A 21,720-nucleotide genomic window follows, 5' to 3' on the forward strand; every position below is an offset into this window, starting at 1 on the left:
GGAAAGCTCTGCCAGCCCCAGCCGGTCAGGGGCCGCTCCCGCACCATCTGCAGGGCAAAGCGCCAGGCATCGAGGCGGTTGGCGGTTGAGCTAAAGTGGGGGGCCTGGGGATCCCAGGTGTCCGCCAGACGGCTCCAAATCAACGAAGGCACAACTGCCCGCCAGCCGGGCCAATCCAAAGCCGCCGCCAAGCTGGCTAGCCCCAGGCCGGCCAAGAGGGCGATCCCCCACCAACAGCGCCGCAGCACCAACCCAATGAGTAGAGCCAATCCCCCTGCCCCCCAGCCGCTGCGGGAGGCTGTCAGCAGCAACAGCAGAGATCCCAGCCCCAGCATCGCCACTAGCCCTGCTCGGGTGAGGCGGGATCGAGTTACCCCCCACAGCCCTGCCGCCAAGCACAGGTGGATCACTAGGTAAATGGCCAGGAGGTTGGGGGAGGTAAAGGCCGCTGCCGGTCGCTCCCCGCCAGCCACTCCCGTAATCCAGAGCGGCCCCAAGAAGAGATGGCCCTGCCACCCCCACAGGACCTCTCCCCAGCCCAACAGCAGCATCAGCCCACTGCCCAGCACCAACACCTGCGCCAGGCGCCGGCGACTTTCAGGATCGGCCAGCGCTCCCCCAAAGGCCGGCAGCATCAGCAGAAAGGGCCAGTAGTTGAACATCCCCGGCAAGCTCAGCCGCCAGTCCTCCCCCAGCAGCGCCGTTGCCACTGCCGCCGCGCTCAGCAGGCCTGCCAAGCCCAACAAGGGATCCCGCCGGATCTGCTGCCAGCAGCGGCCATAGCTCTGCACCGTCCCCACCACTGCCAGCAACAGACTAGGGGCCAGGTTCACCGGGATCAGGGCCGCCGACCCCAACAGCCAGCCCTGAGGCTGCGAAGGCTGGGGATCCGGCAACAGGTCTTCAGGGGCAACTGAGGCAGAGAAATTACTCATCGTCGATGGGGATCCCCGCTCGTACCCGCCCCTGGCCAAAGTAGCGGCCAAACTGCAGCTCGTAGACCTCGTCTTCGTCTTGGGTTTCCACCCACAGCTCGGAGCGGGCATAGCCCACGCACAGCAGCCCGTAGCCCTGCTCCTTCAGCTCCCGCGAGATCCCCATTGCCTCCGGCTGGTAGAGGGATCCCCGCCGGATCCGCACCGCACAGGTGGTGCAGGCACCGTTGCGACAGGCAAAGGGAAGCTGGATCCCTTGGGCTTCGGCAGCCTCCAGGATATATTGGTCGGCGGGCACCTGGATGAGATAGTGGGCGTCTTTCTGGCGGTCGTGGATGTGAACCGGGTAGGAACGCATGGAGGAGCAAGATGAGGAGACTTCTCCATGATCCCACAAGACTTGAGGGGAGTTGGGCTACTTTCCAGCTCCGTAGGATAAGCTGAAGGCAGGGCGCCCAGGAGAGCAGCCTATGCTAGAAACCCCTAATTCCCCCCTGCCCTCAGAGGAAAAACTGCCAGCCACCTTCTCGGCTGAAGTTTTTCACAAGCTCCTCGAGAGCAATACGGAAACTCGCCCCTGGGGCAGCTTTACGGTGCTGGACGAGGGCCCTGGCTACAAAATCAAGCGGATTGTGGTGCTGCCCAAGCGTCGTCTTAGCTTGCAGATGCACTACCACCGCAGCGAACACTGGATCGTCGTTGCCGGCACCGCCAAAGTAACCTGCGGCAACGAAGAGCGGCTGATCACCACCAACCAGTCTACCTACGTGCCCCCCTGCACCAAGCACCGCCTGGAAAACCCCGGTGTCATCCCGTTGGTGATCATCGAGGTGCAAAACGGCCAGTACCTGGGCGAAGACGACATTGTCCGCTTCAGCGACGACTACGCCCGTGCTACCGGTGAGCAAGCGACTGCCTCCTGAGCAGGCCCCCTAGAAAGGGGAAAAGGCCATCAACAGCAGGGCACCAAGCAAGCCCAGTGCCACCTGCACCGCCTGCCCAAAAGGAGGGTGGCTGGTCACCACTTCGCCATAGCGGCTCTGGAAGCGGGACAGATCCAGATAGGGAGCCACCCCCCGCCGGAACCACCCGACCACTGTTCCCTCTTTGCCAATCAGCCCTGCGGCCTGCCTGGCCCCAAACAGGAAGTTGCCCAGTGGCCCAAAGCGGGAAGCGTAGCGCAAGAACATCATCCCCGTCTCATCCTGGAACTTGAGGTCGGCGCCAAGGCGATAGCCCGGATTCCCCCGCCCAATTACCCGCCCCTGCAGCTGCATTGGCAACCCGCGCAAGGGGCTGGTGTAGGGGTTGCTCAGCGCCTTCAACACCGTCAACGCCGGCGGGTTCTCCAAGCTGGGGTACATCACTGGCATCTTCAGCAGCAGGCCCAAGCTGGCTCCCGCCAGGACCAGGCCGGCAAACATGCCGTAAGATCCTGCCTGTAGAGCTGGGATCCCCAGCCCCATTCCCAAGATTGCTCCCAGCCACTCGGCATTCAACAGCAGCATGTCCAGGAGGAAACTGCCATAGAGCTGCTGGCGGTTGAGCTGCTTGCCTTGGGCCACCACGCTGGCCATATCGAACTCCACCGGCAGATCCAGTTGCTCGGCATAGGTGGCTAGCGCCCGCACCCGCTTGCCGGTGAGGGGATGGGTGGAGTTCAGCTCCATCCACCAGGCCCAGGGGTTAAACAGATCCCACAAAAACACCCTGCCCACCTGGCTGGGATCCGAAGCAAGCCGGTAGGCTGTCCCCACCGTCCCTGCTGCCTTGGCGTCGTAGATCCCCAAGGCCCGCATCCCCTCCAACAGGCGGGTGCTGCGCCGACGAGTTGCCTCGTCCTGCTCCCGCTCTCCCTCCTGAACAATGCCAAAGGCAATTTTCACCAGAGCCCGTGCAAGGGCATTGGGGTTGCCGGTGGTTTCGGCAGCAAAGTAATCGGCAAAGTACTCCCGCACCCGCGACAGATACAGCACCAAATAGGAGCCAGCCACGTAGAAGAGGTAGGCCACCAGCGCCAGGAAAGCCAGGTTTTTCCCCCCTCTGCGGTTACGGCCCTCACTGCTCCCGCGATCGCGCACATAGACATAGAGAAGGTAGAGGAGCTGCAATAGCGTGGAAGCTAGGGTCATGACAGCGAAATCCCAGTGGATAACATGCCCCAGCTCGTGGGCATAGACCGTGGCCACCTCTTCATCTTCCAGGTAGGTAAATAGGCCCTCGCTGACAACGATGCGGGCGTTATTGGGCAGGCTGCCATAGGTGAAGGCGGTGGGGTTTTGATCGGGGATCAGACCCAGCTTCGGCTGCTTTAGCTTGTGCTGCCGGCAGACGCGTTCAATCACCTCCGCGCTTTCGGGGCTGCGGCGCTCAATTTCCCCCAAGCTCACCCACTGGGTGCCGTAGAGGCTCTGCTGGATCCAGTCCATCACCCAGGGGGACAAAAAGAAGACTAGGGCGTTGAAGGCCAGGGCAAGCAAAACGGCGAGAAGGAAAGAGCCGAAAGAGAGCCCTCCTTCCAGGGTGCCGAAAACAGCCAGGGCCAGCACAAACACCATGCCAAACAATAGGCCTAGGGTCAGGCCTGCGGCCACTGTCAGGTTGCCGGCAAAGCTGGCCAAAACCAGCGCCACCCCCCCTTGGGGAGCGCGATAGTTGCGTTTTGCCTGGCCGGTTTTGCAGCCTGAGGCGGCGGGATCCAAATCAGCCAAGGTGCGGCTAGGGCTGAAACAGTAGCGGCTTAGCCAAATGCTCAGCAGGCGCAGCTCATAGGGGCTAAGACTTTTCAGAGGTTCCAACCACAAGGATGCTTCCACTGACAGCGTCACTGTGGAGACAGCGCTAGGGTTGCGAAACAAGGTGGGCAGTAGGGGCAGCACCTCCTCTTTTTGCCCAGAAGTGAGGCCGTGAAAACCCAAGACTGCCTGGCGCACCACGCTGGAGGGTTGGGGCAGGTCGGCAGTGAGCAACTGGCGGTCTAGGACAAAGCAGTAGTGGCTGAGATCTGGCTGCAGAGTCCCTTCTGTGGTTAGCCCCGGCCCCAGTCTCACCTGCGTCTTCCAGTCAGCCTGCTGCTGACCCATAGGGCGACTGTAGAGAGCTAAGCGCTTGACTTGGGGGTAGCGGCTAGCTACAGCCTTCCGGAACCAAGCGGTTAGCTGCTCGTAGTTGAGGGCAGCATTGGCAGGGCGATTGAGCATGACCACCAAAGCATAGTCCCCAGGGCTGTCTTGGAGGGGCTGGGCCTTGACTTGGACTCTCAGGCGCAGATCGGCCAGGGCCCTCTCCAGCCAGTGCGCCACTTCCTGTTCGTTCATAGTCATCTCCCGCAGTAGGGGGTTGACGTTCTCCTCAGCCCTGAAGGGCGGGGATGCTTCGCCTACTTGCTGTGCTACACAGCGTGCGGCTTGTACCGCAAGATCTCAACCAGTGTCCGTTTGTCCTAGGTCTAGAGGATCACTAGCGGTGGGTTGTGTTTGCCGCTGGAAAGGAGCTTGATAGCTGGGCTCTTCCCCTGCACCCGGTAGGAGCAATGCTGCCAGGGCGGTTTGGCCTCGGGTCGCCGGCACTGGCGCCACGATCTGACTGAAGTGCCCAGTTTGAGCTTGCAGACGGTGTCCACGGCCAGGGTTGACGGGCTGAGTTGGTAACAACAGGTGGCTTATCCCCCTCCCAGCGGCAGCACTGCTCCACTAGGTCGGAGAGCAACCTAAGCAAAGCTCAGCCTTAGAAGTTTTTGGCTACACAATCGAGCGCTGTCCCTCGGGGCTAATGCCAATGATGGTGAGCTGGCAATCGAGCAGCTTAAAGCCGTATTTTTCCGCCACCTTTTGGCTGATGCTGAGGATGGCATTGTTTTTAAACTCAATGACCTTGTTGGTTTTAATGCAAACCAAATGGTGGTGGTGGCGGGGAGCCGGATGGTTGATCTCGTAGTGTTTGTGACCTTCCGTCAGCTCCAGCTCCCGCAAAATGCCCATGCGTGTCATTAGCTTGACAGTGCGGTAGATAGTGGAGAGGCTAACTTTATGGCCTTCTTCCTGCAACTTCTTGTGCAGCTCCTCGGCACTCAGGTGAGTCCCCTCGGGTAGGTTTTGAAAGGTCTGTAGGATAATCTCCCGTTGCCGAGTGGCTCGCCAGCCCCTCGCGTTTAGCTCCGCCTTGAAAGCTTCTTCCGTATAGACCATGACCCTGCCCCTCCACTCCTAGGCAACGCGGCCGTGACCGTCAATAAGTTCTGTAATTGATAATAGCTTCTGATAGCTTCCCTAAGAGCCCTGCCAGCGGTTTTCCCTCCTGGAGCAGTTGCAGCGTCTGGTCTAGCTTGTCCCCCTAGGATGAGCTAGCCTACTCTTGCAGCATCTTGCTGGCGGCAAGTTTGGGCTACCATGCTCAGGAAAAGGCCTGTCCTAGCAGTGTTGGCAAGTATTGAGGAAGGCGGAAAAAGATGCGCTTTGAGCAGCCCAAAACCTATTCCATTTCTCTAACTGGCTGGGGTTTTTGGCTGGGATCCCTGGCCGTGGCAGCTTTGCTAACCGGCCTCGGCCTGGGCTGGCTGATGGTTGGCTTGGTAGCCCTGCTTTTGTTTTTGCTCTCTCTACCGCTGTTGGTGCTGCTGGCCTTCCGCTGGTGGGCCCGCCGCTGGATTACGACAGATCGCTGCCCGGTCTGTGGGTCAGAGGCGCAAGCTCTTGAAGGCAGCCACTTCTTTTGTCCCAGTTGTGGCGAGCCCCTGTTTGTTGCCGATGGATACTTCCACCGGCAAACGCCCCCTGGCACCATTGACGTGGAGTCTGGGGAAGAAAGCAGCTGGGAGTTACCCAGCTGAAGGATTTATCCTCGCGGCGCTTTGAGGGTTGATGAGCCGGTGGAGACGCGGAGTAAGAGCAGGGGTTGGGCTGCTCTCAGCAGCAGGGCTTTGGCTAGGGGCGCTGCCCTCTTCGCCGGGATCCCTGCAACCTCAGGTGCAAATCCATCTAGCGCAGTTAGCTAGGCGGGGGTTTTCGCCTACGGCGCAGGGGGTTTGGCTGCAAAGAGGCGACCAAGTTTTGGGGCAGCACCAGGGATCCACCCCTCTGCCGGCCGCCTCGCTGACTAAGGTGGCCACTACCCTGGCTGCTTTGCAGCAGCTTGGCCCGCAGCACCGCTTTGTTACCACCTGGTTGGCCACCGGCCCCTTAACCGCTAAGGGAGTTTTGCAGGGGGATCTCTGGGTTTTGGGAGGAGGGGATCCTTTTTTCGTGTGGGAAGAGGCCTTCTTGGTGGGCAACGCCCTCAACGCCCGGGGGATCCGCCAAGTGCGCGGGGATCTGGTGGTGGTAGGCCGCTTTTACATGAACTTTTCCCTGGATGTAGCCCGCTCGGGAGCTCTGCTGCAGCGGGGGCTGGATGCGCGGCGCTGGCCGCCAGAAGCCCAGATCCAGTTTCAAACCTTGCCTCCCGGCACACCCAAGCCCCAGGTGGAGATCTTGGGCTCGGTGCGGATTGCCCAGCAAATCCCAGCTAACGCCCAAGTTTTGCTCAGACATGAGTCGCCCCCCCTTATTCACTTGCTCAAGCTGATGAATCTCTACAGCAACAACTCCATGGCCGAGATGTTGGCCACGGCGGTGGGGGGAGCAGACCAGGTGGCTCAACTGGCCCGTGAGGCCGCAGGGATCCCGCCTGCCGAGCTACAGCTAGTTAACGGCTCGGGGTTGGGAGTGGAAAACCGCATTTCTCCACGGGCCAGTGTGGCTTTGTTTCAGGCAATCCAACTGCTTCTGGAAAAGCAAGGGCTTTCTCTAGCCGATGCTTTTGCTGTCGTCGGCCAAGATGGGGGAGTGTTGGAGCGGCGGCTGTTGCCGGAGGGGATGATTGCCAAATCCGGCACCCTCAGCGGCATCAGCACCTTGGCGGGAGTCTTGCCAACCGAAAGGGGGGACATTTGGTTTGCCCTGATGAACAGCGGCGCCCCTTTGGCTGACTTGCGTGCCTGGCAGGAACAATTTCTCAGCCAGCTCCAGTCCCAATACGGAGCCCCCGCCACCTTGCCTGAGCGTTGGAGGGAGCGAAGATCCCACTAGGCTTGAGCTTCCACGCCGCAGCGAGTCAGTTTCAGCCAGGGGGATCGCTTTGCCAGTGGGGCGTACAGGAGTCGAACCTGTGTAAGGCAAATTATGAGTTTGCTGCCTAAACCGCTCGGCCAACGCCCCTTCTCTCTCTACTTTAGCGCCCCTAGCTCTATTTCGATCCTCCCCCCAGCAGAGCCTCGCAGCGCTAGCTGACTCTGACCTACTCCTCTTCCTCCATCTCGAAGTCCTCGACGAAGTCGTCGCCGATCAAGTCGTCAATCTCCTCGAGATCGTCGTCTAGGGTAATCTCAGGAACTTCAATTGGCTGTTCCAGCAAGCGACCTTCCTGGCGTAGCCAGTCCAAGATAGAGAGGCCGCCTCTGGAGGGCAGGAGCACTGGCGGTTGATCCCGCGGCTCCTCCCGCAGAGAAGGGTTGTGGTAGTACATACTGTCCAGGCAAAGGGAAAAAATCGAAACTGCTCCCCTCAAGCGGGGAGGTGAGTCTGGCTAGCGGCTATTTCCTAGCTTAGCCTAGGCCTGCCAGGCCTGCAAAAAGCGCTGCAGCACCCGCTCCAACTGGATGGCTCGCGCTGCTTTAAATAGCAGCCGATCCCCCGCCTGCACCTGGTGCAGCAAGATTTCCAATAGGGTTGATTCGTCCCTACAGCGCTCTACCTGAGCCGCTGGCCTCTGCTCAATGAGCGGCTGCATTTCCCCCTCGGGATCCAAAAGCAAAAGCCGCTCCAACCCCAAAGGGGCAGCAGCGCGCCCCACCTCTGCGTAAAGGTAAGGGGCATGCTCCCCCAGCTCCCGCATGGGGCCCAGGATTGCCCAGCGCCGTTTTCCGGGGGTTTGGGCCAGAAGCTGGAGAGCCGCGATCATGGCCTCTGGCGAGGCATTGTAGGTCTCATCCCAAATTTCCACATCTCCTGCCAGCTTGAGGTGGCGGTTACGCCCCTCCAGGGGCGTGGGCAAGAGGATAGGCTCTCGCAGGCGTTCCCAATCCAACCCCAAGCTGCGCACAGCGGCCAGCACCCCCATCCAGTTGAGGGCATGGTGCCTGCCTGGCAGGGGCACTGGCAAGGTCAAGCCCTCCACGGTAACCGTCTGCGCCTGCGGATCCCACTGCCCTCGCAGCTCACCTTGGTCAAGGCCGTAGGTGAGGGTTGGCCCCGACCACACCCTGGCGGCAGTGGCCAGCAGCAAGGGATCCTCACCGTTGAGCAGAGCCACTCCCCCTTGGCCTAGCTCTTGCAGCAGCTCGCACTTGGCGGCGGCAATGGCCTCGCGGGATCCCAGTCTGCCGATGTGGGCAGTGCCGATATGGGTAATCAGGGCGTGGGTAGGCTGAGCCGTCTGGGCCAGGCGGCGAATTTCGCCGGGGCCGCGCATGGCCATTTCCAGCACGGCAAACTGGTGCTCAGGTCGCATCTGCAGCAGTGTCTGGGCCACGCCAATGTCGTTGTTGTGGTTGGCTTCGCTTTTGAGAACGCTGCCGTAGCGGGAGAGGGCAGCCGCCAGCATTTCCTTGGTCGTGGTCTTGCCCACTGAGCCGGTGATGGCCACCACGGGAATGGCAAACTGCTCCCGCCAGGCTCTGGCTAGGCGCTGGTAGGCAGCTAGGGTATCTGGAACCCAGAAATGGGGTGCAGCCACCGGCTGCTGGCTGATGACAGCAATGGCCCCTTTGCTCATGGCGTGGGGAATGAAATCGTGCCCGTCAAAGCGCTCTCCCTTGAGGGCAACAAAGATCGACCCGGGCTGCAAGCGGCGGCTGTCGGTGCAGAGGGTCTGAACCGGCCAGCTCAACAGCTGAGGATCCCCTTGCAGAGGGGTTTGCAGCAGCTCGGCCACAGCTTGTAACGTCAGCATGGGGGTCAATGAGTTGAGCCTGGCTATCGCGTAGGATAGCCAAAAGAAGGCTCACCTGCTTCTCCAACCAAGTTAGCTAGGCTGCTGGCATCCGCAGGTGTTGCACGAGCGCCTGTAGTCCTAGCAAGTAGCTATGGGCCCCAAATCCGCTGATTTGCCCAAGGGCTACAGCCGCGATGTAGGAGTGCTGGCGGAAAGGCTCGCGGCGGTAGATGTTGCTTAGGTGAACTTCTACAGTAGGCAATCCCACAGCGGCAATGGCGTCGCGCAGAGCAATGCTGGTGTGGGTATAGGCGCCTGGGTTGATCAAAATGCCGGCATGCTGCTGGCGAGCGCGGTGAATGGCGTCGATGAGCACTCCCTCATGGTTGGACTGGAGGATCTCCAGCTTTACCCCCAGCAGCTCTGCTTGCCGATGCAGAGCCTGATCCACCTGCTCCAGGGAAACTGAGCCGTAGATGCTGACCTCCCGCTCCCCCAGTAGGTTAAGGTTGGGGCCGTGCAACACCAAGATGCTCAAAAGCTCGCCGCTGGTGGCTAGGGCGGTCGGATTAACGACGACGAGGGGATCCATTTTCTACCGGAATGGGTGCAGGTTGGGGCTGAGGACTTCCCAGCAAAGCGTCAATGACACGTTCCACCCACTCGCGGATCTTTTCGAGAACCTTTTCTACCCAATCCATCCGACCTGCCTCGTAGGAGTTACAAAGCTCTCGGGGGAGTTTAACCCGTGGACTTCCATGATAGCGCTTCTTTCCAAGAAACAGGGAAATGCCCTAGTGGAGAGCACCTAAAAGCAGGATGTCCACAGCCAGCAGGGCCCCAGCAAAGGCTAGTAGGCTGCGCACGATCTGGCGTTCTTGCTTGGAGCGATGGGATCCCCCCAGCCGTAGCCAGCGTAGGGACTTGGGGAAGCGGTAGAGCATACGGAAAGCTCCTCGAGCCACTTGGGGAGTGTTGACGCTACAAATAATCATGCCCCATTCTCCAAGTGGCCGATCCCACCTAACTTCCCTTCGCTGGGGGGAAGGTGGGCCGCAGTGGCCAATTCCCTTTGGAGTGATTTTCTGTCGATGACCACTCCCCTAGCCCAAGCCGAGACGGTTTTTCAGCGCTGCTGGGATCACTGGCAACCGCTGGCCAAGCGTCCCGACCTGCAGCCGGAGCTGAAGGCTCTGTCTGCTCTGCGCAGGCGACTGAGGGCGCGGTTATTTTCCATTGCCGTGTTTGGGCTGGTCAACCGCGGCAAGTCAGCAGTCGTGAATGCCCTAGTTGGCGAGGCTCGGCTGGAAGTGGGGCCCCTAAATGGCGTGACTCAAAAGCCGCAATCGCTGCTGTGGCGACCGGGGCCAGGGATCCCTTGGCAGGTGCGGCTCATCGATACGCCTGGCTTAAACGAGGTCAACGGAGAAGCGCGCGAGCAGTTGGCCTGGGAGGTGGCCCGGGCGGCGGATTTGATCCTGTTTGTAATCGCCGGCGACTTGACCCAGCTGGAGTACCAGGCGCTGCTGGAGCTGCGCACCCTGCACAAGCCCCTCCTGCTGGTGTTGAATAAGTGCGATCTCTACTCGGAGGCGGAGCTGCAGGCAATTCGCGAACAAATTAGCCGCCACCTGGGCTGGGTGTTGCCGCAGGAGATCCTGACAGTGTCCGCTTGCCCAAAACCCCAGAAAGTCCGCACCCACTGGCCAGATGGCCGCATCACTTTGGAGTGGGAGCGACCTGCTCCCCAGATCGCAGCTTTGCAAAGCCAAATTGTGGAGATTTTGCAGACGGAGGCGGAGTCCCTCCTGGCCCTCAATGGGCTGAAGCGGCTGGAGCGCCTCCAGGCTCAGCTTTGGCAGAAGCAGTGGCAGTATCACGCCCGCCATCTGGAGCAGTGGGGTACAGCCTGCGCCCTTGGCAAGGGGGTCGCCGTGGGCTTAGCGCCCCTGGGCTTGGATCTGCTGCTTGCGATCCTCCTGGATAGTCTGTGGGTGTTAGGCTTGGGGATGCGGCTGCGCCTGCCCTGGGGATCCCTCCGCAGGGCTTTGGAGGACTTGGGGCGACCGCTGCTGCTTAATGGCATGCTGCTGCTGTTGGCCGAAGGGCTAGGCACCTGGCTGGGGGGCAGTTGGGGCAACGGTCTCCTGGCGGGAGTGGTGGCAGGGGCAAGCCTATACCGTCTGGGATCCCTGACGCCACCCCTGCTGAGCCGCTGGGTCCGCGAAGGGTTTGGCCTGGGGGCCGTCCTGCGGGATCTCGTGGGCAGCAAGGAGCTAGCTGCCAAGGTCTAGGGGGCCTAGTCCTGCCCCATCTCGGCAGCGTGGTAGGAGCTGCGCACCAAGGGCCCAGAGCGCACCTGGCGAAACCCCATCTGGCGGGCAATCTCGCCCAGCTCAGCAAACTCCTCTGGCGTCCAGTAGCGCTGCACTGGGCGGTGGGCCAAGGAAGGCTGTAGGTACTGCCCCAGGGTGAGCCGCTCGCACCCCACTGCCAGCAGATCCCGAAACGTTTCCAGCACTTCTTCGCGGGTCTCCCCGTGCCCCAGCATGAGGCCGGACTTGGTGGGCAGGTTGGGATCCAGCTCCTTCACAGTTTGCAAAACCCGCAGGGATAGGTCGTAGCCAGAACTGCGCCGCACCGCCTGCGACAGCCGCCGCACCGTCTCAATGTTGTGGTTGTAGCAGGCCGGCCTGGCCGCCACCACCCGGGCAATGCAGTCGCGATCCCCCCGAAAGTCAGGGGTAAGCACCTCGATCTGGATCCCAGGACAGCGCCGCCGGATGGCCTCCATCACCTCCACGAAGCGGCCAGATCCCTGGTCGGGCAGGTCATCGCGGGCCACCGAGGTAAGCACTACATAGCGCAGCCCCAGCAGCTCCACCGCTTCGGCCACCTTTTCCGGCTCTTCCGGGTCGAGGGGAGCAGGCCGTCCGCTGGCCACTTGACAGAAAGAACAGGCGCGGGTGCAGATCCCGCCCATCAGCAGAAAGGTGGCAGTCCTTTGGCTGTAGCACTCGGCCCGATTGGGGCAGCGTCCCTCCTCGCAGATGGTGTGCAGTCCCCGCTGCTTGATCACCCGCTGAACTGCCGAGATATCGCTGGCCTTGCCGATAGAGCGCTTGACCCAACTGGGGAGGGGGCTACCAGGCATGGGAGAACCGCTTGCTAGGGCTGAGTACCTGGGAAAGAAGCCTTATCCAAAGAGATAGCGTCCATCATGGTATGGACGCCTTCCCTGCCCTTGGCTGGAAAAGGGCTAGGTTACCTGAGGAGAGGCTAGCATCTGGTTGACGATGCGCTGCACGATTTGAAAGCCGGTTACCGCCTGCCAGCCCAGGATCCCCAAGATCACCACATTGAGCAGCAGGTGGACATTGCGGGCCCAGACCTTTTGGCCATCCTTCATCAGGGGTGCCAAAGCGGCAGAGGTGGTTACTAGGGCTACAATGCCCAGGCCGGCCAGCAGGTGGGGCCCAACAAACAGCTTGTGGCTTCTAATGTAGGTCACGGCCATGCCTCCCAGGGCCCCAAACACCATCAACAGCAAGAAGAGAGATCCTGCCAGGAAATGCCGCTGGCCAAACTTGCCCTTAATTAACTCCTTGCGCTCTTCCGCCGAGGCGGTGCGCAGCCGCCGCACCTGGAGACCCAGATAGAGAGTATAGAGAGCTAGGGCAGAGGCCAAAATCATCAGCACTGGGTGAAAGAAGGGCAGAGCCAATTCCAGCCAGCGGGGAAGTTGAATGGTGCTCATAAAAGCCACGCAAAGAAGAGGAAGTTGCCCCTAACTTAACCAATTTCCCTCTCCTGAAGCAAGGGCGTATATGGACTCCAACAGTTGGGGTGCCAGCTGGGTTAGGTGTTGGTAGAGGCGGATCTGCCGTCGGCAGCGGGCGAGGTTGTGATCCCGGCGACTGGCGTACCGCTGCGGATCCCAATTCCAGTAGCAGTCCTCGAACCAATCCAGCAAAAAGCGCATCCCCAACTCCAGCGTCATCAACTGGATCCCTTGCAGAAGGAGCTCCGGCTGCAGAGCGCGCAGGTTGCCGGTTTGGGCGTAGCCGCGCAGCCCTGCTAGGATTGCCTCGGCCTCAACGGCCTCCCCTTTCCGGCCCCAGGAGCGCAAGGCATCTCCTAGCTCAACGTACAGGTTGTGGTCCATAAAGGTGTCGAGATCCACCAGGCCGGCAAATTTTCCCCTTTCGTCAAACAAAAAGTTGTTGAATTTGAGATCGGCATGGATAACCTGAGTCGGAAGTCCTGGCGGCAAAAGCAACCTGGGCACGGTCTCGACAAAAAATTGCCACTCTGCCCTTATTTCCGGGTCGGGGCTGCGCTGGCAGAGCTGCTGCCAAAAATAGGCCGTGTCGTGAAAGTGAGGGATCTGAAAGCGAAAAGAGTAGTGCCATCCGGCCAAAAGGCGATGTAGGCGCCCAACCGCTGCCCCTGCTTGTTCCAGATAGCTCCAGGCAGGAGGAGTTGAGTAAGAGGATCCCGGCAGGCAGTCCATAACCCGCCACAGCCCTCCCCCCCAGCTTAGGTGCAGGGAGCCATCGCAAGCGCGGCGGAATTGGGGAACCGGAAAACCCTGCTGCCGTAGCCAAAAGCCAATGGCCTGGCCATCTTCGGTAACCGCCGGGTCAAATTGGGGATGGAGGCGCTGGACAACGAAGGATCCCTGGGTTGTCTTGAGCTTCCAGGTCTGGTGAACAAGGCCCCCTCCGAGGGCTTCGAGCAGCTCGGGCTCCCCTAGTTGAAAGTGGCGAACCAAGGGATCCAGCCAGGCAAAATCGGGCGTGGGCAAATCACCCGCCCAAGTCCTAGCCATGGGTGCGCGGATCCGGCTGAGCGGGGAGGACAGGCCCACCCGGCTGCAGGGCAGACACTGGCCCAGGCTGGGTCAGCGGCAAGGGATCCCCGGCTGCCAGAGCCAGCAAGTTGGCCCGCAAAACCGAAGCTGGCTGTTCACCAATGGCCGATCCCACCACTTCCCCTTGGCTGTCCAAGAAGAGAAAGTGAGGGATTCCGTTGACCCGATAGCGGCTCAGCTCCGGCAGCCACTTGGGGTTGTCCACATTGAGCATGACGAAGTTAATTTGCTGGGCAAATTCCTTCTTCAGGTTGGCCAGAAGAGGCGCCATGGAGCGGCAGGTGGTGCACCAGTCGGCATAAAACTCCACTAGGGAAGGCTTGCCGTTGGCCTGCGCTTCCTCCCAAGGCACAGCCTCTGCCGCCAGCGTTGCCAAGCTCGTGCCAGCTTGACGCGCTTGGTTGGCCAAAAACAAGCCTGCTGCCAAAAGCACAGCCAGGGCTGCTACAAGGCCGTTGCGCAGGCGTTTTGCCCAGTTTTCCCCCCCGATTTCTCCCTTCGCCATGACAGACCTCCTCCAGGTAAGAGAGGGGGAGTTTTGTTCTCGATTGAGCTTCGAGGCAAGTTATCAATTGGCAGCTTTACGGCGATTGCGACGGGCTGCCACTGCTTTCCGCTTGCGCTTTTCCAGGCTGCTTTCAAAGTGCCGATGGTTGCGCAGATCCCGCAAAATGCCCGCCTTGGCAACTTGGCGCTTAAAGCGACGCAGCGCCGACTCAATCCCTTCGTTTTCGCCGATTGTCACCTGGGTCATAGAGAGATCATCTCCTTCCTGAATTAACTGAAGTTGTCAGGATCTCTATCCTAAACTATCTCTTGCCACCCGATGGCGACTACTGGGCACGGCTGCCAAAGGTAATCCCAGAAACTACCTCCCCCTCCCGTAAGTTCACCGTCACGGAGGCTGTCGCTCCCTCCCGGGGAGAAGGGGAGGGCATTGGTAGCGGTGTTGGCCTGGGGGCACCACCAATTACCGATTCCACAAACCCGACAAAGCTGGATACCCGTGTATACACCCCATAGAAATTGGGCTGGGCGCAACCTTGGCCAAAGCTGGTGATCCCGGCTAGGGCAAAGCCAGCGCCGCTGGGCACCAGCAAAGGGCCGCCGCTATCGCCCTGACAGGTATCCACACCCCCCTGAGGAAAACCGGCGCAGAGCATGGTGTCTAGAATGATGCCGTTGTAAGACTGGGGCGCGTTGCACACCTCGTTGGCGACAATGGGAACTTCAGCCTGCTGTAGAGCCCTGGGAAAGCCGCTGGGCTCCTCCTCGAGAGTGCGGGGGAAGGTGGCTCCCCAGCCAAGGATGGTGGCAAGAGTACCAGGGGCAGTCAGATTGGTTTGGTCGGGTTGCACTAGCGGCAGGATAGGCAGCGCCGCCGGCTGAGAGAGGCGCACCAGGGCAATGTCGTTCCCCCCCCGTTGCCCCCCTTGGGGATTGTAGCCAGGGTGGATGACGATCTGCGCGGCGCGAATGCGCTGGCCAGCGCCCAATTGCAGACGGGTGGTTCCCAACAACAGATCCAGGTTGCGTGCATTCACCACCTGCTGGCCTTGATCGTTGAAAAAACAATGGGCAGCGGTAAGCACCCACTCCGGGGCAATTAGAGATCCCCCGCAAAACTGCGCCTGAAAAGGATCCGGCTCAGCTGCCTTCAGCAAAGCCACCATCCAGGGAAAGGCCCCCGGCTGAGCTGGCCTGCCGCCGACAATCCGCCCCAACCCTGAGCGCGGCGTGGTGAACACCCGCCCTGGCGGCAAAAGGGCAGTGACGTGGTAGGTGCCAGGGGGCAAGTTGGAGAAACGAAAGTTGCCGTTGGCATCGCTGACGGTGCTGGGCTCCCCTGGATCGAGGCGTCCATTGCTGTTCAAGTCCAGAAAGGTGGTGATGCCCGGCAGCCCTGGTTCCCCTGGATCTCGCAGACCATTGCCGTTGAGATCGTCGAAATGGGATCCCTCGATGCGCCCTGCAGGAGGGGCTGGAAGCGGCGGCAGGGGACGACTGGAACCCCCACCACCACAGGCACTTACGCTCAGAGCCAAACCCAACCCCAGGAGCACAGACCATGAGCGAGCTAGGCCAAAGAAGGGATGGAATCGGGAGGAATAAGGCATGGTCAGATTCTGCAAGGCTAGCCGGCTATGCTAGCCAAGCATACCCTGCCGACCGATGAAGAGTTAGGAAAGGTCTGCAGTCGGGAAAAAAGGGCCTCACTATCCCCTGCAGCCGGTATAAGGCAGGGATCCTCAAACGCGAAGCGGGGCCGTTCGCCCTTTGGGCAGGCTGTAGGAGGGTGAGTCTGCGCTGAAAGAGTGTTACGCTCTTTAGCTAGGTGCAAAGGGATCCTTAAAGTATGCAAGCCATCACCCTGCTCGGCTCCACCGGCTCCATCGGCACCCAAACCCTGGACTTGGTGGCTCAGTATCCGGAGCGCTTTCGGGTTGTTGGCTTGAGCAGCCACAGCAACGTCACTCTTCTGGCCGAGCAGGTGCGGCGGTTTCGGCCTCAAATTGTAGCCATCGGGCGGGAGGAGCTGCTGCCGGAGCTGCGATCCCTGCTGAGCGGCCTGCAACCTCTGCCAGAGCTAGTGGCAGGAATGGAGGGGCTGTGTCAGGTGGCGGCCCACCCCGAGGCTCAGCGGGTGGTGACGGGGATCGTCGGCTGTGCTGGCCTGTTGCCTACTCTGGCTGCCATCCGCGCCGGCAAGGACATTGCCCTGGCCAACAAAGAAACCCTGGTGGCAGGCGGTCCGGTGGTGCTGCCCCTGGTGCAAAAGCACGGCGTGAAGCTCATCCCCGTGGACTCGGAGCATTCGGCCATCTTTCAATGTCTGCAGGGAGTGCCAGCGGGATCCCTGCGCCGCATCTGGCTGACCGCCTCAGGGGGAGCCTTTCGCGATTGGCCGGTGGAGAAACTGAACCAGGCGACGCTGGCCGATGCTCTCAAACACCCCAACTGGGTGATGGGGCGCAAGATCACCATTGATTCAGCCACCCTGATGAACAAGGGCCTGGAGGTGATCGAGGCCCACTGGCTGTTTGGCCTGGACTATGACCAGATTGAGATCCTCATCCACCCTCAGAGCATTGTCCACTCCTTGGTCGAGCTGGCAGATACTTCTGTCCTGGCCCAGTTGGGCTGGCCGGATATGCACCTGCCCATTCTCTATGGCCTCAGTTGGCCGGAGCGCCTCTCCACCCCCTGGGAGCCTCTTGATTTGGTAAAGCTGGGATCTCTTACCTTTAAGGCGCCGGATCACCGCAAGTACCCCTGCCTACAACTGGCTTATGCTGCTGGGCGGGCAGGAGGAACCCTGCCGGCGGTGTTGAATGCGGCCAACGAGGCGGCGGTGAACCTCTTTCTGCAAGAGCGCATCCGCTTTCTGGATATCCCTCGCCTTTTGGAGCAGGTGTGCGAGCGGCATCAGGTCATTGCCAATCCCACCCTGGAGGACATTCTGGCAGTGGATGCCTGGGCGCGACAGCAGGTGGAACTCTTGGCGCAGCAGGCCCCAGCCCAGGTTCTAGCCTGATCCCTACCGGGGGGATCCGGCCCAGCGCTAGAGTGGGAAAAGGCTTGAGGAGCACCCGAGTGGCCAGATCCCACTGGCAACAGTTGCTTCACTATCTACGCCCCCACTGGCAGCAGGTGGTGTTGGGCATTGCCTCCCTGCTGGTGGTCAACAGCCTGGGGGTGTTCCTGCCCTGGTATGTCAAGCTGGCCGTTGATGATCTCAGCCAGAACCTGGCCACCCTGGCGCCCAGCCGCATCGCCCTCCACGCCCTGGTGGTGTTGGGTGTCTCCACCCTGATGATGGTTATTCGCATTGCCTCGCGGGTGTGGATGTTTGGGGCAGGACGGCAGGTGGAGTTTCGCCTCAAGCAGGCCATCTTCGAGCATTTGCTCACCCTGCAGCCTTCCTACTTTGCCCAGCAGACCATCGGGGACATCCTCACCCGCATCACCAGCGATGTGGAAAATGTCCGCCGCCTGTTGGGCTTTGCCCTGCTTAACTTGGCCAACACGATCTTTGCCTACGGCAGTACGCTGCCGGCCATGTTTGCTATTGAGCCGCGTCTAAGCGCTCTGGCCCTGTCGGTGTTTCCGGTGATGCTGGTGCTGGTGAAGTTAAGCAGCAACCGCCTGCAGCAGGAGCAGCTTCAGGTGCAGCAGGAGCTGGCGGATCTCAGCGATCTCATCCAGGAGGACGTAAACGGCATCACCTTGATCAAGGTGTACGCCCAGGAAGAGCACGAGCAGCAGGAGTTTCGTCGCCGCAATGACCGCTTGTTGCAGGCCAATTTGCGCTTGGCCCTCACCCGCAACCTGCTGTTCCCTTCTCTGGTGGCTTTGGTTAGCCTCAGCCTGTTGTTGCTGCTCGCCGTGGGCGGGCCCCAGATTGCCGCGGGGCGGCTGACGATTGGGGATTTCTCGGCGCTCACCCTCTACGTAGAACGGCTGGTGTTTCCCACCGCTTTGCTCGGCTTTACCCTTACCGCCTACCAGCGAGGCCAGGTTAGCCTGGAGCGGATTGACGCCTTGCTGCGGGTAGAGCCCACCATCCGCGATGCCCCGGAGGCTTTGCCTCTCCTTTTGGAGAAGGTGCAGGGACGTATCGAGGCTAGGGGTCTGACTTTTGCCTACACCGGCACAGGATCCCCAGCGCCAGCTCTACAGGATCTGCACTTTTGTCTCGAGCCGGGCCAACTGGTGGCGGTGGTGGGGCCAATTGGGGCGGGCAAGTCCACCCTGGCCAATGCCCTTCCTCGCCTGCTGGAGATCCAGCCGGGGCAACTGTTTTTGGACGGACAGGACATCACCCAGATCCAACTGAGATCCCTGCGCCGGGCCATCGCCTATGTGCCCCAGGAGAGCTTCCTGTTCAGCGCCACGGTTCGGGACAACATCCGCTACGGCAAGCCGGACGCTGAAGACTGGGAAGTGGAATGGGCCGCCAAAGCCGCCCACATCCACGCCGAGATCCTCAACTTCCCCAAGGGTTACGACACGCTGGTGGGAGAGCGGGGCATTACCCTTTCCGGCGGCCAGCGACAGCGGGTAGCTCTCGCCCGGGCTCTGCTAATGGATGCGCCAATCTTGGTTTTGGACGACTGTCTTTCCAGCGTGGACAACCAGACCGCCCAGGCCATTCTTCGCCACCTGCGCCAGGCCACGGCTCAGAAGACGGTACTCTTCATCACCCATCGCCTCACGGTGGCGGTGGAGGCAGATCAAATCTGGGTCATGGACAAAGGTCGCATTGTGCAGCAGGGATCCCATGCCGAGCTGCTGGCCGATCCCCAGGGGCTCTACGCTACCCTCTGGGCTAAGCAAAAGCTGGAGGAGGCCCTGGCCTAGGCTGCAGTTAGCAGCTACCCTAACCAGCAAGGCTGTGGGGAGTGGCAAAAGCATGAGAAATCTGAGCCAATTGCTAGAACAAGCCGGGATCCAACCCCAAGTGGTCCAGGGATCCCTAGAGGGGGTGTGGGTAAAAGGCCTCTGCGCCGATTCCCGCCAGGTGCAGGCGGGGGATCTGTTTTTGGGGATGCTGGGATCCCGCGTCGATGGCGGCGAGTTTGTCGGGGAAGCGCTCACGAGAGGAGCGGTGGCGGCCCTTCTTTCCCGGGAGGCTTGGAAGAAGGTTAGCGGAGAGGCTGAGTGGGGGAGTCAGCCCCTTCTGGTTTTGCCTCGCGTCGGCCTCAACAAAGCCGTGGCCCAGGTGGCGGCAGCCTTCTACGGTTTTCCAGCTCGCCAACTGACCCTAGTGGGGGTAACCGGCACCAACGGCAAGACGACCACCACCCATCTCATCGAGCACCTGCTGCAGGCTGCCGGTCGCCCTATAGCCCTGCTGGGCACCCTCTACAACCGCTGGCCAGGCCACTATGAAGTTACACCCCACACCACCCTGTTTCCCCTAGAGCTGCAGCGCAGCCTGAGACAGGCCAAGGAAGCCGGGGCGGAGGTGGCGGTGATGGAGGTGAGCTCTCACGCTTTGGCCCAGGATCGGGCGTGGGGCTGTGCCTTTGCCGCTGCCGTTTGGACCAACCTCACCCAGGACCACCTGGATTTCCACGGCAGCATGGAGAACTACTGGCAGGCCAAGGCCACTCTCTTCCGGCCAGAGTATTTGCAGGGGCGGGCAGTGGTCAATGCCGACGACGCGGGCGGACGGAGGCTTCTAGAAGCCATTCCAGCCCCTCTGGAGCCCTGGGCCTATTCCCTCAAGCCCCTAGAAGGGATCCCCGGCCTGTGGCCCACTGACGTTCACCTACATCCCACCGGCCTCAAGGCAACCCTGCACACCCCTATGGGCACCTTTGCCGTGGAGGCGCCCCTGGTGGGATCCTTCAACCTTTCCAACTTGCTGGCGGCAGTAGGGGTAGCACTGCACCTGGGGATCCCCCCTGAGGCCATCCAGTCGGCCTTGCCCCGTTTTCCCGGGGTACCGGGGCGAATGGAGCGGGTGAGCCTGCCAGGGCAGGACATCACGGTAATCGTGGACTATGCCCACACCCCCGATGGGCTGGAAAACCTGCTCAAGGCGCTGCGCCCGCAAGTTCAAGGCCGGCTGATCTGTGTCTTTGGCTGTGGCGGGGATCGCGACCGGGGTAAGCGCCCGCAAATGGGCCGCATTGCCGCCACCTGGGCAGATCAGGTGATCGTGACCTCAGATAACCCGCGCACTGAAGATCCGCAGCGGATCTTGCAGGATATCTTGGCTGGGATCCCTGGATTCCCCTGGGCCGTGGAGGTGGATCGGCGGCAGGCCATTCGTCTAGCCATCCTCGAAGCTCAGCCAGGGGATACGGTGGTCATTGCCGGTAAAGGCCACGAAGACTACCAGATCCTAGGCACTGAGAAGATTCACTTTGACGACCGGGAAGAAGCGCGCGAGGCCCTTGCTCTGCGTCTAGCCCATCTATCCCGCTAAACGGCGGTGCTGCAGCATCAGATCCACAAACTCGCGGAAGAGGTGATCGGCATCGTGAGGGCCGGGACTGGCCTCTGGGTGGTACTGCACTGAAAAGAGGGGCAACTGGCGGTGGCGGATCCCGGCCACAGTGCGGTCATTTAAGTTGAGGTAGGTGATCTCCACGTCCTCAGCCGGGATCGAAGCAGCGTCTACTGCAAACCCATGGTTTTGGCTGGTGATTTCCACTTGCCGCTCTAGCCCACAGGGATGGTTGAGGCCGCGGTGGCCAAACTTGAGCTTGTAGGTGGATCCTCCGAGGGCTAGGCTGAGGATCTGGTGGCCCAGGCAAATCCCAAACAAGGGCTTCCCGCTTTGCAGCAGCGCCTGGGCGGTGCGGATGGCCGCGGTCTCTGCCGCCGGATCCCCAGGCCCGTTGGAGAGAAGGATCCCGTCGGGGCTGTAACTCAAGATCTCCTCAGGAGTGGCGTGGGCCGGCAACACCACCACCCGGCAGCCGTAGCGAGCTAGGCGGCGCAAGATATTGCGCTTGATGCCAAAATCTAGCGCCACCACCCGCAGGGGGGGATCCGGGACCGGGATCCCTTGGCTGCGGCCATAGTCCCAGTCGGCAGGGGTGGGCTCCAGCCACTCGTAAGGCTTGGGCGTTGTAACCTCTGCCGCCAGGCTTAGCCCCTGCATGGAAGGGGCTTGGCGCACCTGCTCCAGCAACGCCTGCGGGTCCAGGATCTCGGTCGAAATAGCTCCATTCATCACCCCCTGGGAGCGCAGCCGCCGCGTCAAAGCCCGCGTATCCACCCCGGCAATGGCCGGGATCCCGTGCTGTTTGAGGTAGTCAGGCAGCGTCCCCGTGGCTCGCCAGGAGCTGGCTAGGCGCGACACGTTGCGGGCAATCACTCCCGCGACCTGGGGCCGGGCCGATTCCTGATCCAGCTCATTGACTCCGGTGTTTCCCAACTCAGGGCAGGTAAAAGTAACGATCTGCCCCCGGTAGCTGGGATCGGTGATCACCTCCTGGTAGCCGGTCATGCCCGTGTTGAACACCACCTCGCCCACCGCCGTGCCCG

The 21,720-nt window shown here is 61.1% G+C and carries 23 protein-coding genes and 1 tRNA gene; 7 read left to right on the plus strand and 17 right to left on the minus strand.

The genetic code is table 11. The features are described from left to right. Positions 1 to 935: O-antigen ligase family protein (locus NW807_RS04900; RefSeq protein ID WP_414425430.1), on the minus strand; the 935-nt coding region annotated here is incomplete at its 3' end. After that, positions 928 to 1,293 carry a 2Fe-2S iron-sulfur cluster-binding protein gene (locus NW807_RS04905; RefSeq protein ID WP_414395836.1) on the minus strand — a complete coding sequence of 122 codons (366 nt, stop codon included), beginning with the start codon at positions 1,291 to 1,293 and terminating at the stop codon, positions 928 to 930. The genes NW807_RS04900 and NW807_RS04905, both read right to left, overlap by 8 nt. 112 nt (positions 1,294 to 1,405) lie before the next feature. Here NW807_RS04905 and NW807_RS04910 point away from each other — a divergent pair, with 112 nt between their 5' ends. Continuing rightward, positions 1,406 to 1,858, plus strand: coding sequence for a phosphomannose isomerase type II C-terminal cupin domain (locus tag NW807_RS04910; protein ID WP_414410425.1), 453 nt, complete (start codon positions 1,406 to 1,408; stop codon positions 1,856 to 1,858). 9 nt (positions 1,859 to 1,867) lie between these two features. On the opposite strand, the gene NW807_RS04915 is transcribed toward NW807_RS04910, so the two are convergent. Together NW807_RS04915 and NW807_RS04920 are read right to left on the minus strand one after the other, a co-directional pair. After that, positions 1,868 to 4,252, minus strand: coding sequence for a M48 family metalloprotease (locus NW807_RS04915; protein ID WP_414425431.1), 2,385 nt, complete (start codon positions 4,250 to 4,252; stop codon positions 1,868 to 1,870). Positions 4,253 to 4,675: 423 nt separating this feature from the next. Further along, entirely contained in the window at positions 4,676 to 5,122 is a 447-nt protein-coding gene (locus NW807_RS04920) for a Fur family transcriptional regulator (RefSeq protein WP_414395828.1), read from the minus strand. A gap of 260 nt (positions 5,123 to 5,382) precedes the next feature. Between NW807_RS04920 and NW807_RS04925 the strand changes: the two genes are divergently transcribed. Both NW807_RS04925 and NW807_RS04930 read left to right on the plus strand, forming a co-directional pair. Continuing rightward, positions 5,383 to 5,763: a hypothetical protein gene (locus NW807_RS04925; RefSeq protein WP_414395827.1), complete on the plus strand. Its 381-nt coding sequence runs from the start codon at positions 5,383 to 5,385 to the stop codon at positions 5,761 to 5,763. A gap of 31 nt (positions 5,764 to 5,794) precedes the next feature. Then, a complete protein-coding gene (locus NW807_RS04930; RefSeq protein WP_414425432.1) occupies positions 5,795 to 7,000 on the plus strand; it encodes a D-alanyl-D-alanine carboxypeptidase/D-alanyl-D-alanine-endopeptidase in 1,206 nt (401 codons plus the stop codon). Positions 7,001 to 7,056: 56 nt separating this feature from the next. On the opposite strand, the gene NW807_RS04935 is transcribed toward NW807_RS04930, so the two are convergent. The 6 genes from NW807_RS04935 to NW807_RS04960 form a co-directional block, all read right to left on the minus strand. Further along, positions 7,057 to 7,129, minus strand: a tRNA-Ile gene (locus NW807_RS04935). Between the two features lie 79 nt (positions 7,130 to 7,208). Continuing rightward, the gene (locus NW807_RS04940) at positions 7,209 to 7,436 is read right to left on the minus strand and encodes a DUF3134 family protein (RefSeq protein ID WP_414410422.1); all 228 of its coding nucleotides are present in this window, start codon (positions 7,434 to 7,436) and stop codon (positions 7,209 to 7,211) included. An 84-nt stretch (positions 7,437 to 7,520) separates the two neighbouring features. Next, entirely contained in the window at positions 7,521 to 8,861 is a 1,341-nt protein-coding gene (locus NW807_RS04945) for a UDP-N-acetylmuramoyl-tripeptide--D-alanyl-D-alanine ligase (protein ID WP_414395821.1), read from the minus strand. Positions 8,862 to 8,937: 76 nt separating this feature from the next. Further along, positions 8,938 to 9,435, minus strand: coding sequence for a type II 3-dehydroquinate dehydratase (gene aroQ / locus NW807_RS04950; protein ID WP_414405828.1), 498 nt, complete (start codon positions 9,433 to 9,435; stop codon positions 8,938 to 8,940). Next, positions 9,413 to 9,544, minus strand: a complete 132-nt coding sequence (locus tag NW807_RS04955; protein WP_414395819.1) for a hypothetical protein — start codon at positions 9,542 to 9,544, stop codon at positions 9,413 to 9,415. Before NW807_RS04955 ends, aroQ begins: the two co-directional genes overlap by 23 nt. Positions 9,545 to 9,637: 93 nt before the next feature. Next, on the minus strand, positions 9,638 to 9,838 hold the full coding sequence (locus NW807_RS04960; protein WP_414425433.1) for a hypothetical protein: 201 nt from the start codon (positions 9,836 to 9,838) through the stop codon (positions 9,638 to 9,640). A 96-nt stretch (positions 9,839 to 9,934) separates the two neighbouring features. Here NW807_RS04960 and NW807_RS04965 point away from each other — a divergent pair, with 96 nt between their 5' ends. Next, on the plus strand, positions 9,935 to 11,137 hold the full coding sequence (locus NW807_RS04965) for an Era-like GTP-binding protein (RefSeq protein WP_414425434.1): 1,203 nt from the start codon (positions 9,935 to 9,937) through the stop codon (positions 11,135 to 11,137). A gap of 5 nt (positions 11,138 to 11,142) precedes the next feature. On the opposite strand, the gene lipA is transcribed toward NW807_RS04965, so the two are convergent. From lipA to NW807_RS04995, 6 genes are all read right to left on the minus strand, one after another. Next, the gene (lipA, locus tag NW807_RS04970) at positions 11,143 to 11,997 is read right to left on the minus strand and encodes a lipoyl synthase (protein WP_414395812.1); all 855 of its coding nucleotides are present in this window, start codon (positions 11,995 to 11,997) and stop codon (positions 11,143 to 11,145) included. Between the two features lie 105 nt (positions 11,998 to 12,102). Then, positions 12,103 to 12,600, minus strand: a complete 498-nt coding sequence (locus tag NW807_RS04975) for a DUF4079 domain-containing protein (RefSeq protein WP_414395810.1) — start codon at positions 12,598 to 12,600, stop codon at positions 12,103 to 12,105. 30 nt (positions 12,601 to 12,630) lie between these two features. Further along, the gene (locus NW807_RS04980) at positions 12,631 to 13,674 is read right to left on the minus strand and encodes a phosphotransferase enzyme family protein (RefSeq protein ID WP_414425435.1); all 1,044 of its coding nucleotides are present in this window, start codon (positions 13,672 to 13,674) and stop codon (positions 12,631 to 12,633) included. Next, on the minus strand, positions 13,667 to 14,221 hold the full coding sequence (locus NW807_RS04985; protein WP_414425436.1) for a thioredoxin domain-containing protein: 555 nt from the start codon (positions 14,219 to 14,221) through the stop codon (positions 13,667 to 13,669). Before NW807_RS04985 ends, NW807_RS04980 begins: the two co-directional genes overlap by 8 nt. Positions 14,222 to 14,284: 63 nt before the next feature. After that, positions 14,285 to 14,470 carry a 30S ribosomal protein S21 gene (gene rpsU, locus NW807_RS04990; protein ID WP_414395804.1) on the minus strand — a complete coding sequence of 62 codons (186 nt, stop codon included), beginning with the start codon at positions 14,468 to 14,470 and terminating at the stop codon, positions 14,285 to 14,287. Between the two features lie 79 nt (positions 14,471 to 14,549). Beyond that, positions 14,550 to 15,761, minus strand: a complete 1,212-nt coding sequence (locus NW807_RS04995; protein WP_414425437.1) for a trypsin-like serine protease — start codon at positions 15,759 to 15,761, stop codon at positions 14,550 to 14,552. A 311-nt stretch (positions 15,762 to 16,072) separates the two neighbouring features. Here NW807_RS04995 and NW807_RS05000 point away from each other — a divergent pair, with 311 nt between their 5' ends. The 3 genes from NW807_RS05000 to NW807_RS05010 are packed head-to-tail and all read left to right on the plus strand — an operon-like array spanning position 16,073 to position 20,653. After that, positions 16,073 to 17,251 (plus strand): 1-deoxy-D-xylulose-5-phosphate reductoisomerase, encoded by a 1,179-nt coding sequence (locus NW807_RS05000; RefSeq protein ID WP_414405822.1) that lies wholly within the window; start codon positions 16,073 to 16,075, stop codon positions 17,249 to 17,251. A gap of 59 nt (positions 17,252 to 17,310) precedes the next feature. Further along, positions 17,311 to 19,077 (plus strand): ABC transporter ATP-binding protein, encoded by a 1,767-nt coding sequence (locus NW807_RS05005; protein WP_414425441.1) that lies wholly within the window; start codon positions 17,311 to 17,313, stop codon positions 19,075 to 19,077. Between the two features lie 52 nt (positions 19,078 to 19,129). Then, positions 19,130 to 20,653, plus strand: coding sequence for a UDP-N-acetylmuramoyl-L-alanyl-D-glutamate--2,6-diaminopimelate ligase (locus tag NW807_RS05010; RefSeq protein ID WP_414425438.1), 1,524 nt, complete (start codon positions 19,130 to 19,132; stop codon positions 20,651 to 20,653). Here NW807_RS05010 and carA read toward each other — a convergent pair. After that, positions 20,642 to 21,720, minus strand: a 1,079-nt coding sequence (gene carA, locus NW807_RS05015; protein WP_414425439.1) for a glutamine-hydrolyzing carbamoyl-phosphate synthase small subunit, incomplete at its 5' end; no start/stop codon positions are given. The two genes, NW807_RS05010 and carA, sit on opposite strands and share 12 nt — an antisense overlap.

Origin of the sequence: Synechococcus sp. R70.1, from assembly GCF_047461675.1 — a bacterium.
Classification (GTDB): domain Bacteria; phylum Cyanobacteriota; class Cyanobacteriia; order Thermostichales; family Thermostichaceae; genus Thermostichus.

Coding starts and splice junctions, on each gene's coding strand:
- NW807_RS04905 (WP_414395836.1), bottom strand. CDS start 1,293: ATGCGTTCCTACCCGGTTCACATCCACGACCGCCAGAAAGACGCCCAC.
- NW807_RS04910 (WP_414410425.1), top strand. CDS start 1,406: ATGCTAGAAACCCCTAATTCCCCCCTGCCCTCAGAGGAAAAACTGCCA.
- NW807_RS04915 (WP_414425431.1), bottom strand. CDS start 4,252: ATGAACGAACAGGAAGTGGCGCACTGGCTGGAGAGGGCCCTGGCCGAT.
- NW807_RS04920 (WP_414395828.1), bottom strand. CDS start 5,122: ATGGTCTATACGGAAGAAGCTTTCAAGGCGGAGCTAAACGCGAGGGGC.
- NW807_RS04925 (WP_414395827.1), top strand. CDS start 5,383: ATGCGCTTTGAGCAGCCCAAAACCTATTCCATTTCTCTAACTGGCTGG.
- NW807_RS04930 (WP_414425432.1), top strand. CDS start 5,795: ATGAGCCGGTGGAGACGCGGAGTAAGAGCAGGGGTTGGGCTGCTCTCA.
- NW807_RS04940 (WP_414410422.1), bottom strand. CDS start 7,436: ATGTACTACCACAACCCTTCTCTGCGGGAGGAGCCGCGGGATCAACCG.
- NW807_RS04945 (WP_414395821.1), bottom strand. CDS start 8,861: ATGCTGACGTTACAAGCTGTGGCCGAGCTGCTGCAAACCCCTCTGCAA.
- aroQ (WP_414405828.1), bottom strand. CDS start 9,435: ATGGATCCCCTCGTCGTCGTTAATCCGACCGCCCTAGCCACCAGCGGC.
- NW807_RS04955 (WP_414395819.1), bottom strand. CDS start 9,544: ATGGATTGGGTAGAAAAGGTTCTCGAAAAGATCCGCGAGTGGGTGGAA.
- NW807_RS04960 (WP_414425433.1), bottom strand. CDS start 9,838: ATGATTATTTGTAGCGTCAACACTCCCCAAGTGGCTCGAGGAGCTTTC.
- NW807_RS04965 (WP_414425434.1), top strand. CDS start 9,935: ATGACCACTCCCCTAGCCCAAGCCGAGACGGTTTTTCAGCGCTGCTGG.
- lipA (WP_414395812.1), bottom strand. CDS start 11,997: ATGCCTGGTAGCCCCCTCCCCAGTTGGGTCAAGCGCTCTATCGGCAAG.
- NW807_RS04975 (WP_414395810.1), bottom strand. CDS start 12,600: ATGAGCACCATTCAACTTCCCCGCTGGCTGGAATTGGCTCTGCCCTTC.
- NW807_RS04980 (WP_414425435.1), bottom strand. CDS start 13,674: ATGGCTAGGACTTGGGCGGGTGATTTGCCCACGCCCGATTTTGCCTGG.
- NW807_RS04985 (WP_414425436.1), bottom strand. CDS start 14,221: ATGGCGAAGGGAGAAATCGGGGGGGAAAACTGGGCAAAACGCCTGCGC.
- rpsU (WP_414395804.1), bottom strand. CDS start 14,470: ATGACCCAGGTGACAATCGGCGAAAACGAAGGGATTGAGTCGGCGCTG.
- NW807_RS05000 (WP_414405822.1), top strand. CDS start 16,073: ATGCAAGCCATCACCCTGCTCGGCTCCACCGGCTCCATCGGCACCCAA.
- NW807_RS05010 (WP_414425438.1), top strand. CDS start 19,130: ATGAGAAATCTGAGCCAATTGCTAGAACAAGCCGGGATCCAACCCCAA.